Below are 14,199 nucleotides of genomic sequence, written 5' to 3'. Positions count from 1 at the left end.
GATCTCCGACGCAGCCGCGTTCAGGTCCGCCGTCGCCGCACGGTTCGTCCGCGCAAGATCCGAAAGCCCAGACACCATCGCGTTCAGAGTCCCCGATAGACGCCCGACCTCCCCGCCCACGCCAGCCTCCAGCCGTCCCGCGAGGTCGCCCTCGCCGACGCGCTCGACGAAGGCCATCACCCGCACGAGCGGCCGGACGATCAGCCGGTTCACGGCCAGACCGATGCCGGCGCAGATCAGGAGGGTGATCAGGGTGCCGCCCCACAGGGCGACGCTCTCGTCGCGCTCGGCCTGCAGGACGCGCGCCCGCTGCATCGCCTGCGTGCGCTCCTCCAGGGACTCGATGGCGGCCAGCTTGGCGCGCAGCGTGTCGAACATCGCCTTGCCCTTGCCGTCGGCCTCGATGTCGAGCGCCTCCGAGCGCGTCGCCGGATCGGCCGCGCGCCGGATGGCCGCCTCGCCGATGTCGGCCTGCCACGTCCGCGCCGCCGTCACGGCATCGGCCAGCAGGGCCCCGCGCTCGGCATCGGTCCCGATTTCGGACCGCAGCTGCCTGATCGCGTCGTCCTGCGCGGGGCGCGCCGACCGGTAGGGTTCGAGGCTCCCCTCGCGACCGGTGATCAGGTAGCCGCGCAGCCCGGTCTCCTGGTTGAGCATGGCCGCGCGGAACCGGTCGAGGGCGCGGATCACCTGGCCGGAATGGGCCAGGGCCTCGTTGGCCGATTGCAGCTGGTTGCGGGTGACCAGCACCGCGCCGCTGCTGAGGATCGTCACGAGCGCGATGACGCCGATGGCACCGCCCAGCGTGCGGTTGAGGCCAGACGTGTTCGGCATATCCGACTTCTCCCCTCGGCCCCGCGGACCGCGTCGCGGAAGGCCGATACCAGGGCGCGTCCGCGCCCGAAACCTGCCCCGCGCGTTCCCGGCGCGCCGGACCCGGCAAGGCCCGCCGATCCGGCGCCGGCATCAAGAACAAGGGCGCCGCCGCCCAGGATCTATTGAGATGTTACGATCAAGACGTCGTGTTTCCGTCTGTAGATCGGGTGCGTCGGCGCACATCCCTCAGGCTTTTGCAGACATGGCGCGGATCCACCGCTTTCCGCCCGGTTTCCGGACGCACTAGGAGATCAGCGCGACCCGACGTGTTTTCGCCGTGGCCGTGTTCACGGCCTTGGCGCCCCCCGCCTTCGCGCAGGCCGTCATCGAGACTCCGACCGACACACGGGTCGTGGTGCCGCCGGGGGCCCCCGGCGTGATCACGCGGCAGCCCAACTCGACGGGCGATGCGGAGGCCTTCACCTACTCGCCCACCGGCCGCGCCGCCGACGGCGGCAATGGCGGCGGCGGATCGTCGGACCCGCGAGGGCGCCGCCGGGCGTGGCCCGCGCCTTGCCCTGGGCGGTTTCGGCTCGTCGATGAGACCGCGAGCCGACTTGCGGCGCGCGTCCGCTGGGCGCGCGCCGTCCTTTGGCGCGAGACGGGCGACCCTAGTCCGAGGCGCCGGCGGCTTCGTCACCGTCCTGGATGCCCAGGGCCGCCTTCTCGGCCAGCAGCGTCGCCAGCGCGGCGCGGATCTGGTCGCCCTGTTCCCCGTAGGGCCGGCCCTGAGCCTCCAACAGGGCGCGACGGTACCGGTCCTGGATCGCGGCGAGGCGCGTCGGCAGCCCGACCTTCGCGGGGGGCTTCGCGACCGCCGCTGGCGCGGGCAACGTCTTCCTGGCGGACTTCCTCTCGGGCATACGGGGCAAGATCGGAGCGGCGCCGCGGTTCCGCACCCGGGCCGATATCGCGGCACGCGGCGGTGCACCGCTCACGGACCTTCGACACGGCCGCATCGCGGGGCCGCGTGGGGCGGGAAGCCGGCTTCCCGCGCCGACACCGCAGATCGGGGCCCGCGGACAGGAAACCTGTGCTCCGCATCGCTAAAACATGTCATCTCCACCGCGAAAGCGGCATTCGGACCGGACACCGCGGGCATTCGGCAGACATCGTCGCGGAGGTGTTTCGTGCAAAGCCCGCTCCTCGGCCCGCAACCGGCGTCCCGGACCTGACGGGGGATCGCCCGTCACGCTAAGAAACGGTGCGCGGGCTCCCGATCGAGCGCGACTTGGCGTCCGGTGAATTGGCGTCCGGTGAAGCAGACAGGCGCGCCGCTCTGGAGGAGGTGTCCATGCTGACGAGACGGGGCTTCGTGGACTGCGCGCTCTGTGCCGTGTTGACCGGCTTCGCGGCGACGGCGGTCGACGCCCAGCAGCAGCCGTCCGGGCAGACCTCCGGCGTCACCCGGACGATCCTCAGCACCGAAGAGCTGCCGGGCGGACACTACGTCGTCGTTCAGGTCGCCGCCGAGATCGCACCGGGGGCGATCGTGGCCCGCCACACGCATCCGGGCATCGAATCCTCCGTCATCCTGGCGGGCGAGGCGGAGCTGCTCGTGGATGGCCAGCCGAACCGCACCTTGAGGGCCGGGGACAGCTTCCAGGTCCCCGCGGTCACGCCGCACAGCCTGCGCAACGGCGCCGGCGCGACCCGGGTCGCGGGGACATACACGGTCGAGAAGGGGAAGCCCCTGGCCTCGCCGGCCTGACCGCCACCGTTCGCCGCGCCGGTCTCGGCGGCCCGAGCACGGAGCCTTCGTCTTCGCGACTGTCCCGGACGGCCATGGGCGGCACCGTGCCGGGCCGGCGCGTCGATGAGCGCCGGGGCGAGGGCGGCCTCCGGCTCGGCCGGGATGGCCGATGCCGCGTCGCGCTGCCGGCGACCTGCCGCCCCCTGGGCCGACGCGGCTGGCAGCAGCGGGGTGCAGCCCGCGGTCCGGTCGACAGGAGGGCGTATCCGGCCGTCATCGGCACCAGGGTCCCGGGCGCAACGCCCCGCTTCACCCACCCGGGCCCCGGGCTCCGACGTCGATCACCCCCGGCCACGCTTGGAAGCCGCGCCTGGGATCGGCGGCACAGCGGATCGGCTGCGAAGCGAAAAACGGGCGCCCTGCACGATCATGGATCGAGATGATAAACCATATTTCCTCATCCCGTTCGACGTCGAGCGCGCGCGGCAAGTGCTACCGCGGCCCGAACCGCCACGGGACCTATTCGGGATCGCGTCGGCCCGGGCCGCGTCGCTCGCACGACGCCGCACCCGCGCACGAATACGTACGATGAAATCAGTATTGCAGTTGAACGGGAAGAATGTAATTTGTGGTCCCAGTAACGAACAGGCGTTGGGCATCCCTCTTCGGAGGCCGGGATCATGTTGACGCTGACTGCTCCGCATCCGGACAATCAGGGCCGTTACGCGGAACGGCGATCCATCGCCGTGGCCAACGTGAACTGGTTCCGGAAGCTCGCCTGGCGCGCGTTGCGTGATGGAAGCCCCCGGGGCGCGATGCGCGCCGCCGCCGCGCGCGCTGCCGCCCGCATCGTCATCCGGCAGGCCAAGCGGGATGCCCTGATCAGCCGCATGGCGCACGAAGCGCTCGAGAGCCTGTAGAGCGCCTCACGAGACGCCCCCGCCCGGGCCTTCGCTCCGCCCGGGTCGGCGACGGGACGCTTCGCGCGATGCGATACGGTCCGCCGCACCGGATGGCGGACCTTCGACGGGGCCGCGCCTTAACCCTCGACGCGCCGCCGCGCGCTCGACCCCGCCGCGCAGGTGCGCGGGCAGAACGCAGCGGTCCTCACGGCGGTCCGTCAGGCGCCGGAACAGGAGGCGCCCGATCCGCGCCCAGGTGCGACGCTCAACCTCGAACCCGGATTCGGCCTCGGGCGGCGGGAGGCCGCCCGCCGCGCCGATCCACCCGATGAGCCGCATCGTGCCGCCGGGACCGAGCGGGCGGTTCAGGCCCTCGCAATGGCGGCGCGCGATCGTTCAGGTCGGCACCGCGTCGGCCGGCTGCGCCCAGAACGCCCCCTCGGTCCCGGATCCGCGGCGGGGGCCGCGGACGGCATGCGCAGGATCCGGGCGCGGGGGCAGGGCGCGGGGGCAGGGGGCGGGGTCAGGAGCCGCCATGCTGCGCCCGCCGCCGGCCCGCGCGGATCGCCCGCCGCGCCGCCATGGGCCGGATCGACGCGGCGGTGCCGTTCAGGGAACCGTCCGGCCGCCGCGGCTTTGCTCCCGGTCGACCGGGAAGCGCGCAATGGCCGAGATCCGCATGTCCGAGGACCAGGATGGGCGCTGGACCATCTTCGCCGCGGGCCTCGTCGTCACGGATCTGACCCGCGACGCCGCGGAGGCGTTCATCGCGAGCTACCGCCGGATCACCGCGCTCTGAGGGCCGGGCGGCTCGGGGGAGCGCCCCGGAACGGCGCGTCCGGCACGGTCCACCCGCCCCCATGCCGTTGGGACCAACCACGTCACGGCGGTGCGCCGCGCGCGACCGGATGCCCGACCGGATGCGCGACCGGCCGGGAACTGAACCCGCGCCGGAGCGATCTCCGGGGGGACTGCCCCGCACGGGCGAACGGGAGGTGAGCGATGGCCGAGAAGGACGATCACGCGGCGACCTATACGGCGTTCAAGGAGGCCGTGAACATGACGGCGTCGGCCCTGGACAAGCACCTGGGCAGCGAGGCCAGCCAATCGGTCGGCCAGAAGAAGGACGGAGCCGGTGAGGCGACCGGCCACCAGGAGGGCCGGCGCATCGTCGAGATCCTGCACACGAAGAAGGCCGACCTGTCGGACGACGACTATCAGCACATGCGCAAGGTCGTCGGCTACGTGCACCGGCACCTGAAGCAGGACGGCCCGAAGGACGAAGCCGCGCTGCGGGACTCGCCCTGGCGGCTGTCGCTGATGAACTGGGGCCACGATCCCATGAAGGGGGCGTGAGCCCGGGACGGTCCCGCGGCCGGGATCGGTCGCCGGACGGCGCGCCGGAACCGCCGTCTTAACAATCACCCCGCGGCCCGATCCGGCCTTAACCGTTTGTTAACCAATCTAAACAGTTTAGTAAGAAGGGGTTGCGATCGGTAGGGAGTAGACGTTCCGTGAGCGAGCTGCAGAGGCTTCTCGACGATCCTCGGTTCCGGCCCGCCGACAAGGCCAGGCGCGAGCCGGGCGCTGCCCCCGAAGCCGGCAACGTGCTGCGCGTCGTCGCGTCCGCTCCCGAGCAGGCCGAACCCGCGCCGCCGGCACTGCCGGCGCCGCCGCCGCAGGACTGGGACGCGCTGATCCACCGCGTGCAGACCGCGGCCCGCCAAGCGCGGGTGATCGAGGCGCAGTCCCGCGAGCGGGAGGAGCGCATCGAGCACGTGCTGCAGCGCGTCCGGGAGGACATCACCACCGCCAACGAGCGCGCCCGCGTCGCGGAGATGCAGGCCCGGGACGCCCAGGTGCGCGCGGAGGCGCAGATCATCGCCGCCGAGGAGCGGGTCAAGGCCGCCGAGGCGCGCGCCCGCGCCGCCGAGGAGCGGGCCGAGAACGCCGAGGAATGGCTCGGGCGCGTCCAGGACGCGATCCTGTCCGAATTCTCGGACCTGACCGACCAGGCCGCGGCATGAGCAACGCCGCCCGCGCCGCGACCGTCGCGCCGGACGACGGACCGGGCGGGCGCGACGGCCGGGCCGATCCGGTCGACCGGGTCGTCGCGCTGTTCTCGGGCGCCCTGCGGGCCCCGCCCCGGGACGCGGACGGGGATGACTGGTCGGCTTCGCTGACCGCCGTGCGCGGCGTCGCCTCCCAGGTGCGCACCCTCCAGACGAATGCCCGCGACTCGATCCGCGAGGCCCAGCGCTCGGTGCGCGAGGCCGAGACCGCGGTGCGGGCCGCCGAGGATCGGGCCGAGCACGCCGAGGGCCTGCTGCGCGCGGCCGTCGCGCGGGCGGAGCGCGCCGAGGAACAGGCCCGCGCGGCGGCCGAGCGGGCCGAGCAGGCGGAGGCCCGGACCGCGGAGGCGCGCGCGTGGCTGCGGCGCATGCACGAGTGCATGGTCAGCGAGTTCGGCGCCCTGAGCCGGGGCGCGGCCGAGCCCTGAGCGGATCCGGGTGGCAGGATATGGCGTGGCCGGAGGCATCGCGTGTCCATGTGCCGGGTCGCCGGATCCGCCACAATCCGACCAACCTGTTTAAGGGCGCGCCAACGCCTGCCCGGGCAATGATGACGATCGACGTCGCCCCGACGTCGTCGTGCCGGCAGGGTCGTCGTGACGCTCAGCCTCGTTCTCAGCACCGCCCTTCCGCTGCTCACCGGCGTGCTGGCCATGCTGTGGGCGGGGTTCATCGCGCCGGAGATGGAGGATGTCCCCGACGCCCCCGCCGCCCGCGACCCGCGTACGTGGTGAGTGCCGGATGCCGGTGAGGGTTTCTTCACCCTGACGCCGACGGTGCGCGAACCGTCTCGGGGCCAGGCCATTGCTAGGGGATGACGCTGCTCACGATCGTGCCTCCGGCTCAGCCACAGTCCAGCAGGCCGGCCCGGGAACGCCTCGACGGACGCCACGGGGCGCTGCTGGGGAAGCTCGCAGGCGCGCTGGACGTGCCGGTGGAGACGTTCCTGGACGAGGCCCCGGACGGGGAGGCCGGCGAGCTGTTCGCCCTGGTGCGCCACTGGCTGGCGATCGGAGACAGCCAGGGGCGCCGCCGCGTCCTGAGCGCGGCGCGCCAGGAGGCCGAGCGCTCCGGCTACAGCGAGTGCGCGTGAGCGCGGCCGTGAGCGCGACTTGGAGCGCGACTTGGAGCGCGGCACGGATTCCAGGGGGCGCCCGCAGCGTGCCAGGATGAATCCCCACCCTCGTAGCGAGGGCTGGCAACAGGGAGACCGCACATGGATCTCGGCTTGAGTGGGCGCCGGGCCCTCGTCTGCGCGGCGAGCAAGGGTCTGGGCAAGGGCTGCGCCCTGGCCCTCGCCCGCGAGGGTGTCGCGGTCACCATCACGGCCCGCACCGCCGAGACGCTGGAGCGGACCGCCGCGGAGATCCGGCGCGAGACCGGCGTCACGGTCACCGCGGTGGCGGGGGACATCGCCACCGAGGCCGGCCGGGCCGCGGCCCTCGCGGCCTGCCCCGAGCCCGACATCCTGATCAACAACGCCGGCGGCCCGCCCCCCGGCGATTTCCGCGACTGGGACCGCGACGCCTGGATCCGGGCGCTGGACGCCAACATGCTGGCGCCGATCGCGCTCATCAAGGCGACCGTCGACGGGATGATCGACCGCGGGTTCGGCCGGATCGTCAACATCACCTCCGCCGCCGTGAAGGCGCCGATCGAGCATCTCGGCCTGTCGAACGGCGCCCGCTCGGGCCTGACGGGCTTCGTGGCCGGGCTCGCCCGGAAGACCGTCCGGCACGACGTGACGATCAACAACCTGCTGCCGGGCCCCTTCGACACCGACCGGATCCGCAGCAACGCCGAAGCCGGCGCCGCCAAGGCCGGCACCTCGGTCGAGGCCTTCCTCGAGGCCCGGGCCCGCGACAACCCGGCCGGCCGCTTCGGCCAGCCCGACGAGTTCGGGGCGGCCTGCGCGTTCCTGTGCAGCCGGCAGGCGGGCTTCATCACCGGCCAGAACCTGCTGATGGACGGCGGCGCCTATCCCGGCACGTTCTGACGCGGGCCGGCCCCTATCGGGCACTCCGCTTGCAGGGGCGGCTCGAACCATCGCGCGGTGAGGATCATGAGCGTACGCGAGACCGTCGAGGCGCGGCTGGCCCGCATCGCGGAGGGGGACCCGGCGGTCTTCACCCGGCTCTACCCGTCCGAGGCCCGCGCGGCGGCGGACGCCGCCGATGCCCGCCGCCGGGACGGCATCTCCCTCGGCCCCCTCGACGGCGCGATGGTGTCGATCAAGGACCTGTTCGACGTCGCCGGCGAGACGACGCGCGCCGGCTCGATCCTGCTGGCGGACGCGCCTCCGGCGCGGGCAGACGCCCCTGTGGTCGCCCGCCTGCGTCGGGCCGGCGCGGTGATCCTGGGCAAGACCAACATGTCCGAATTCGCCTTCTCGGGGCTCGGCCTCAATCCGCATTACGGCACCCCCGGCAACGCCGCCGATCCGGCGCGCATCCCGGGCGGCTCGTCCTCGGGCGCCGGCGTCTCGGTGGGGCAGGGCACGAGCGACATCGCCATCGGGTCCGACACGGGCGGCTCCATCCGGATTCCAGCCTCGCTGAACGGCGTCGTGGGCTTCAAGCCGACGGCCCGCCGCGTGCCGCTGGAGGGAGCCTTCCCGCTCTCCTACGCCCTCGATTCGCTCGGTCCGCTCGCCCGGACGGTCGCGGAGTGCGCGGCCGCGGACGCCGTGCTGGCGGGCGCGGAGCCCGCGCCGCTGGACGCGTTCGCCGTGGCGGGCCTGCGCGTCGGCGTCCCGCGCGGCCTCCTGTTCACCGAGACGGAGCCGGTGGTCGCCGAGGCCTTCGAGCGGGTGCTGGCCCGACTGTCCCGCGCCGGCGCCCGGATCGTCGACCACCCGATCGACGACCTCCTCGCCGCCATGGACGCCGCGTTGCCGGACGGCTCCCTCGCGGCGATCGAGGCCGCGGCGATCCACGCCGACTGGCTGGACAGCGAGGCCGCCCGCTACGACCGGCGGGTCCACCGCCGCATCGTGGCCGGCCGGAGCGCGACGGCGGCGCGCTACGTCCGGACGATGCGCCGCCGGACCGAGCTGATCGCCGCCTTCGACCGGCGGCTGGCGCCCCTCGACGTACTGGCGCTCCCGGCGACCGCCGCCACGGCGCCCCTCACCGCCCCGCTGGAGGCGGACGACGCGGCCTTCCTGGCGGCCAATCGCCTGATGCTGCGCAACACCGCCTTCGGCAACTTCTTCGACCTCACCGGCCTGTCCCTGCCGATGCCCGGGCTCGCCCGGCCGGCGGGCCTGATGCTGCTCGCCCGGCACGGACGGGACCGCCGGCTGCTGGCGATCGGGGCCGCGGTCGAGGCGGCGGTCGAGGCCTCCCAGGCGGGCTGAGAGCGGCGCCGGCCACCGGCCCCGCCCTCGTCGCGCGCAGCCCTGTCGAGCCCTGCGCCACCGCTGCGGCTTCGCCGCCCGCACGCTGCCCGGGGCGCCCGGACCAGGGCCGGGGCGGGCGGCGGCGAGGGGGCACGAGGCGAGGCACCAGGCGAGACAGCAGGGGAGGCGGCAGGCAGGCCGCCGCGGCCCCGCGCGGCGGACCGCCGGGGATATGGCTCAAGCGCAGGCCCAACCCGCCTCCGGGGTGACGCGGGACGCCGCGAAGCCCGAACGCAACGTTGCTCAAAGCCGGCCTCCCCGCGTCCCGCGGACGAGCGCGCGCCGGCAGACCGGCACCCGTCCTCGTCCGTTCATGCGTCCGGTGTCCGTCACGCGGGGGCTCGAACGACGCTAAGACGATCCGGGGTGCTCGCGCCCCCCGACGCTTCCGAGCGAGCCTTCGTCGCACGCCCCCTCGTCATGGAGGGCGTCGCCTGACCACCACACCGCCCAGGACAGGGTCGAAGAAGCCCTGCGCGGCCGGCGGCATTTCCGCCGCCCGCCGCCGCCCAGCCCGAGCCGGGGGCATGTCGAGTCCCGCGCCCGGGGCTGCCGCAGCCGGCGGCAGACGCAGGCACCGCCCACCGCCGCCAGCCCGGCGGCTGACCGGACCGGCGCCCCGAGGCGACTCACGACGCGTCGCGGCGGGTGCGGTGAGAAGACAAAATAGGAATATTGTCAAGATCTCGGCTGCGCCGGCGACGCCGCGTGCCCGCGCGACCCTGTCGTCCCGGGATCCTGCGGGGCCCCGGGGATGACGGCGCGCAGCGTTCCCGTCCTGTGCCGCCCCGCGAGCCGCGGCGCTGGCCGTCCCGGCCCCAACACGTTGCCTTGTTGCGTTCCATGGCGCACCGTGCGGGCGATCCGGGCCCGGGCCGCCCGCCGTGGCAGTCCACCGTGCCCGGGTCACGGGACCGCCAGCGCCGGGTGGCGATCCCGACGGGCCTAACCGCAGGGAGCCGCCGCATGAACGCAGCCTCACAACCGATCGTCACGGAGCGGGACACGGATCCGGCCGAGCCGGAGGCCGTCCAGGCGATGCGCGTCGACCTCGCGGCCGCCTACCGGCTGATCCATCGCCTCGGCCTCGACGACAGCATCTACACCCATATCTCGGCGCGGCTGCCGGGGGGCGGGCACCGGTTCCTGATCAATCCCTACGGGATGCGCTTCGAGGAGGTGACGCCGGACAACCTCGTCACCGTCGACATCGACGGGCAGGTGCTGGAGGATCCGATGGGCCTCGGCATCAACCCGGCCGGGTTCACGATCCACAGCGCCATCCACGCCGCCCGCCACGACGCGGTCTGCGTGCTGCACACCCACACGGTGGCGGGCGTGGCGGTCTCCTGCCAAGAGGAAGGGCTGCTGCCCCTGAACCAGTGGTCGATGCAGTTCACGGGGCGCCTCGCCTACCACGCCTACGAGGGCATCGCCCTCGACCTCGACGAGCGGCAGCGGCTGGTGGCCGATCTCGGCGACAAGCCCGTGATGGTCCTGCGCAACCACGGCCTGCTGACCTGCGGGCGCACGGTCGGGGAGGCGTTCCGGCTGATGCACAACATGGAGCGCTCGTGCCGGGCGCAGCTGGCGATCCAGGGGGCGGGCGCCCCGGTGATCCGGCCCTCCGCCGCCGTCGCCGCCAAGACCGCCGGGCAATACGCCGCCGGCTACGACCGCGTCGTGGTCCAGGGGGCGCCCGACAACGAGTGGGCGGCGTTCAAGCGGATGCTGGCGCGCACCGATCCGGATTTCTTCGCGGCGGCGTGAGGGTCCTCACGGGGCGCGTCGCGGCGGTCTTCGAACGATGAACGCGCTCGGGGTCTCGACCTCCTCGTGAGGTGCCCCCGCCGCCGGGCCCGGGCGGGCCTCCGGGAAGCCCCGCGATCCCTGGGGCTGCCGCGAGGCCGCGCGCTCCGGTCTCCGCCGCTCCCGGATGGGGAAGGCCGGGGAGGCCCTCAGCCGCTCGCAGATCCGCCTGTCGATCCGCCCGTTTAAGCCCGGACGGCCAATCCGCGCCCGTTCGGGAGAAGGGCGCCTGGCCGAGGCCGCCAGACCCTCATGCCTCGGCCCAGGCCCCGCTCGACCGGTAGATCTGCTTGAAGAACGCGATGAACGCCCGGGTCTTGCCCGGCACGAAGGCCCGGCTCGGGTAGACCGCGAAGATCCCCGCCGAGGCCGCCGCCGTGTAGGCGGGCAGCACCACCTCCAAGAGCCCCTCGCGCAGCTCCGCGTGCACGTCCCAGGTGGAGCGCAGCGCGATTCCGAGGCCGCCGATCACCGCCTCGCGCACGACCTCGTTGGAATGGGTGCGCAGGGGACCGGACGCGCCGACCGTGCAGGGGCCCTCCGACCCGATCAGCCGCCAGGGGTTCTGGTTCTCGGTGGCGAGGCAGATATGGCCGCGCAGGTCGTCGAGGGTCTCCGGCCGTCCGGCCGCGTCGAGGTAGCCCGGCCGCGCGCAGAGCACCCGCCGCACCGGGGCGAGCCGCACCGCCGTGAGGCCGGAGCTCTTCAGCGCGCCGACGCGGATCGCGAGGTCGTAGCCGCGCTCGACGATCGATTCGAAATCGTCGCTCAGTTCGAGGTTCAGCACGATGTCGGGGTGGAGCGCGAAGAAGGCCCGCAGGTGCGGGACGATGTGCAGCCGCCCGAAGGAGCTCGGCGCCGTCACCCGCAGGGTCCCCCGGGCCCGGGTCGCCGTCTGCGACACGAGGCTCTCGGCCTCCGCGATGGCGTCGACGATCGGGGCGATCCGCTGGAAGAACGCCGCGCCGACATCGGTCGGCGCGACCTGGCGGGTGGTCCGGTGCAGCAGGCGCACGGCGAGCCGCTCCTCCAGCCGCTTCAGCCGCTTCGAGACCACCGCCACCGACAGGCCGAGTTCCGACCCGGCCCGGGTCAGGCTGCCGGTCCGGACCACCCGGGCGAAGATCTCGAGATCGCTCTGGTCGTGCATTCTCAACGCTGCGGAAAGAATCAAATCCCTTTTGCCGCCTTTTTCGCGGGTGCCAAGCGGTCTACCGAGGGAGACCTCAAAAAAACTTCACGCGCCGTTCGATTTTTTCTGACGAACGGCGCCGTCCCCGTCCAAGGAGCCGCCATGTCGGGCCTCGTCGTCGCCGAAGACCTCCGCACCTTCCTGGCCGAGGAGGCGCTGCCCGGGACGGGCCTCTCCGCCGAGGGCTTCTGGTCGGGCTTCGCGGCGATCGTCCGCGATCTCGCCCCGCGCAACCGGGCGCTGCTGGACCGGCGCGACGGCCTCCAGGCCGACATCGATGCCTGGCACCGCGACCATCGCGGCCTGAAGCACGATCCGGACGCCTACGCGGCCTACCTCACGCGGATCGGCTACCTGCAGCCGGAGCCCGCCACCGTCCGGGTGACCACCGCGAACGTGGACGCGGAGATCGCCCGGATCGCCGGCCCGCAGCTCGTCGTGCCGATCTCCAACGCCCGCTACGCGCTCAACGCCGCCAATGCCCGCTGGGGCAGCCTCTACGACGCCCTCTACGGCACCGACGCGATCCCGCAGGACGGCGACCTCGCCCCCGGCACCGGGTTCAACGCGGCGCGCGGCGCCGCGGTGGTGGCCAGGACCCGGGCGTTCCTCGACGCCGTCGCACCGCTCAGCGTCGGCACCTGGTCGGATGCCGTGGGCTTCTCGGTGGCCGGCGGCCGCCTCGCGGTCGACCTCGGCGCGGGCCGCAGCGCCGGCCCGACCGGCGCGGCCGCGTTCGCCGGGTTCACGGGCGACGCCGGGGCACCCTCCGCGCTGCTGCTGCGCCACAACGGCCTGCACGTCGAGATCGTCATCGACCGGGCGAGCCCGATCGGTCGCACCGACCCCGCCGGCATCGCCGACGTGGTGCTGGAATCCGCCCTCTCGACCATCATGGACATGGAGGATTCCGTCGCCGCCGTGGATTCGGCCGACAAGGTCGCGGTCTACCGCAGCTGGCTCGGCCTGATGCGCGGCGACCTCGTCGCCACCCTGCCCAAGGGGGGCCACACCGTCGAGCGGCGCCTCGCCGCGGACCGGACCTACACGGCCCCCGACGGCGGAAGCCTGACCCTGCCGGGCCGGGCGCTGATGCTGGTCCGGCACGTCGGCCATCACATGTACACGGACGCCGTGACCCTCGACGGCCACGAGATCCCCGAGACGCTCCTCGACGCGGCGGTGACCGCGCTGATCGCCCTGCACGACCTGAACGGCACCGGCCCCGTGCGCAACAGCCGGACCGGCTCGGTCTACATGGTCAAGCCGAAGCTGCACGGCCCCGACGAGGTCGCCTTCGCGGTGGAGCTGTTCGGGCGGGTCGAGGCCCTCGTCGGCCTCAAGCCGCGGACGCTCAAGATCGGCGTGATGGATGAGGAGCGGCGCACGACGCTGAACCTCAAGGCGGCGATCGCCGCGGCCGCGGACCGGCTGTTCTTCATCAACACCGGCTTCCTCGACCGCACCGGCGACGAGATCCACACCTCCCTGGAGGCCGGCCCGGTGGTCCGCAAGGACGCCATGAAGGCGACCGCCTGGATCCAGGCCTACGAGGACGGCAACGTCGATGCCGGGCTGGCCTGCGGGCTGCCGGGCCACGCGCAGATCGGCAAGGGCATGTGGGCCGCCCCCGACCGGATGGCGGCGATGCTCGACGCCAAGGGCGCCCATCCGGAGGCCGGCGCCAACACCGCCTGGGTCCCGTCCCCGACCGCCGCGACGCTGCACGCGCTGCACTACCACCGGACCGACGTCCGCGCCCGCCAGGCGGACCTCGCCGGCCGGGCGCCCGCGACCCGGGACGCCATGCTGACCCTGCCGCTCGCCGACGGCCCCTTCGCGCCGGAGGCGGTGCGGGAGGAACTCGACAACAACTGCCAGGGGATCCTGGGCTACGTGGTCCGCTGGATCGACCAGGGCGTCGGCTGCTCGAAGGTGCCCGACATCCACGAGGTCGGCCTGATGGAGGACCGCGCCACCCTGCGGATCTCCAGCCAGCACATCGCCAACTGGCTGCGCCACGGCATCGTCGACCCGGACCAGGTCGCCGAAGCCCTGCGGCGGATGGCGGGCGTGGTCGACCGCCAGAACGCGGGCGATCCGGCCTACCGGCCGATGGCCCCCGGCTTCGACGGGCCGGCCTTCCGGGCCGCGCAGGCCCTGGTGTTCGAGGGCGCGCGGCAGCCGAACGGCTACACGGAGTTCGTGCTGCACCGGTTCCGCCGGGAGGCGAAGCGCCGGGGAGCGTGAGGCGG

At 73.6% G+C, this 14,199-nt stretch carries 14 protein-coding genes; 11 read left to right on the top strand and 3 right to left on the bottom strand.

Annotation, left to right across the window (positions count from 1 at the left end):
* Positions 1-834, bottom strand: an 834-nt coding sequence (locus tag MFF58_RS13665) for a CHASE3 domain-containing protein (protein ID WP_238288527.1), incomplete at its 3' end; no start/stop codon positions are given.
* Between the two features lie 653 nt (positions 835-1,487).
* Entirely contained in the window at positions 1,488-1,709 is a 222-nt protein-coding gene (locus MFF58_RS13660) for a hypothetical protein (RefSeq protein WP_238288525.1), read from the bottom strand.
* A 461-nt stretch (positions 1,710-2,170) separates the two neighbouring features.
* Between MFF58_RS13660 and MFF58_RS13655 the strand changes: the two genes are divergently transcribed.
* From MFF58_RS13655 to MFF58_RS13610, 10 genes are all read left to right on the top strand, one after another.
* Entirely contained in the window at positions 2,171-2,587 is a 417-nt protein-coding gene (locus MFF58_RS13655) for a cupin domain-containing protein (protein ID WP_238288510.1), read from the top strand.
* 662 nt (positions 2,588-3,249) lie between these two features.
* Positions 3,250-3,489: a hypothetical protein gene (locus MFF58_RS13650; RefSeq protein ID WP_238288506.1), complete on the top strand. Its 240-nt coding sequence runs from the start codon at positions 3,250-3,252 to the stop codon at positions 3,487-3,489.
* 984 nt (positions 3,490-4,473) lie between these two features.
* On the top strand, positions 4,474-4,827 hold the full coding sequence (locus MFF58_RS13645) for a DUF3140 domain-containing protein (RefSeq protein ID WP_238288504.1): 354 nt from the start codon (positions 4,474-4,476) through the stop codon (positions 4,825-4,827).
* 158 nt (positions 4,828-4,985) lie between these two features.
* Complete coding sequence (locus tag MFF58_RS13640) at positions 4,986-5,498, top strand: hypothetical protein (RefSeq protein ID WP_238288502.1); 513 nt, start codon at positions 4,986-4,988, stop codon at positions 5,496-5,498.
* Entirely contained in the window at positions 5,495-5,971 is a 477-nt protein-coding gene (locus tag MFF58_RS13635; RefSeq protein ID WP_238288500.1) for a hypothetical protein, read from the top strand. Before MFF58_RS13640 ends, MFF58_RS13635 begins: the two co-directional genes overlap by 4 nt.
* Before the next feature lie 168 nt (positions 5,972-6,139).
* A complete protein-coding gene (locus MFF58_RS13630; RefSeq protein WP_238288498.1) occupies positions 6,140-6,277 on the top strand; it encodes a hypothetical protein in 138 nt (45 codons plus the stop codon).
* An 80-nt stretch (positions 6,278-6,357) separates the two neighbouring features.
* Entirely contained in the window at positions 6,358-6,636 is a 279-nt protein-coding gene (locus tag MFF58_RS13625) for a hypothetical protein (protein ID WP_238288495.1), read from the top strand.
* A 123-nt stretch (positions 6,637-6,759) separates the two neighbouring features.
* Positions 6,760-7,539: an SDR family oxidoreductase gene (locus MFF58_RS13620; protein WP_238288493.1), complete on the top strand. Its 780-nt coding sequence runs from the start codon at positions 6,760-6,762 to the stop codon at positions 7,537-7,539.
* Positions 7,540-7,605: 66 nt separating this feature from the next.
* Positions 7,606-8,901 (top strand): amidase, encoded by a 1,296-nt coding sequence (locus MFF58_RS13615; RefSeq protein WP_238288491.1) that lies wholly within the window; start codon positions 7,606-7,608, stop codon positions 8,899-8,901.
* Between the two features lie 1,008 nt (positions 8,902-9,909).
* Positions 9,910-10,713 carry a class II aldolase/adducin family protein gene (locus tag MFF58_RS13610; RefSeq protein WP_238288481.1) on the top strand — a complete coding sequence of 268 codons (804 nt, stop codon included), beginning with the start codon at positions 9,910-9,912 and terminating at the stop codon, positions 10,711-10,713.
* Between the two features lie 289 nt (positions 10,714-11,002).
* Here the strand turns inward: MFF58_RS13610 and MFF58_RS13605 are convergent, their stop codons facing one another.
* On the bottom strand, positions 11,003-11,902 hold the full coding sequence (locus MFF58_RS13605; protein ID WP_238288471.1) for a LysR family transcriptional regulator: 900 nt from the start codon (positions 11,900-11,902) through the stop codon (positions 11,003-11,005).
* A 144-nt stretch (positions 11,903-12,046) separates the two neighbouring features.
* On the opposite strand from MFF58_RS13605, the gene MFF58_RS13600 reads away from it, so the two are divergent.
* Positions 12,047-14,194, top strand: coding sequence for a malate synthase G (locus MFF58_RS13600; RefSeq protein WP_238288468.1), 2,148 nt, complete (start codon positions 12,047-12,049; stop codon positions 14,192-14,194).
* Positions 14,195-14,199 lie beyond the last annotated feature (5 nt).

It is taken from the genome of Methylobacterium longum (assembly GCF_022179385.1).
In the GTDB taxonomy this organism is placed as follows: domain Bacteria; phylum Pseudomonadota; class Alphaproteobacteria; order Rhizobiales; family Beijerinckiaceae; genus Methylobacterium; species Methylobacterium longum.
This window is presented reverse-complemented; position numbering and strand designations above follow the sequence as displayed.

Bases quoted from the DNA above. Each gene is read 5' to 3' on its own strand.
- MFF58_RS13600 (WP_238288468.1), top strand. From the start codon at position 12,047: ATGTCGGGCCTCGTCGTCGCCGAAGACCTCCGCACCTTCCTGGCCGAG.
- MFF58_RS13625 (WP_238288495.1), top strand. From the start codon at position 6,358: ATGACGCTGCTCACGATCGTGCCTCCGGCTCAGCCACAGTCCAGCAGG.
- MFF58_RS13610 (WP_238288481.1), top strand. From the start codon at position 9,910: ATGAACGCAGCCTCACAACCGATCGTCACGGAGCGGGACACGGATCCG.
- MFF58_RS13615 (WP_238288491.1), top strand. From the start codon at position 7,606: ATGAGCGTACGCGAGACCGTCGAGGCGCGGCTGGCCCGCATCGCGGAG.
- MFF58_RS13645 (WP_238288504.1), top strand. From the start codon at position 4,474: ATGGCCGAGAAGGACGATCACGCGGCGACCTATACGGCGTTCAAGGAG.
- MFF58_RS13650 (WP_238288506.1), top strand. From the start codon at position 3,250: ATGTTGACGCTGACTGCTCCGCATCCGGACAATCAGGGCCGTTACGCG.
- MFF58_RS13655 (WP_238288510.1), top strand. From the start codon at position 2,171: ATGCTGACGAGACGGGGCTTCGTGGACTGCGCGCTCTGTGCCGTGTTG.
- MFF58_RS13605 (WP_238288471.1), bottom strand. From the start codon at position 11,902: ATGCACGACCAGAGCGATCTCGAGATCTTCGCCCGGGTGGTCCGGACC.
- MFF58_RS13635 (WP_238288500.1), top strand. From the start codon at position 5,495: ATGAGCAACGCCGCCCGCGCCGCGACCGTCGCGCCGGACGACGGACCG.
- MFF58_RS13620 (WP_238288493.1), top strand. From the start codon at position 6,760: ATGGATCTCGGCTTGAGTGGGCGCCGGGCCCTCGTCTGCGCGGCGAGC.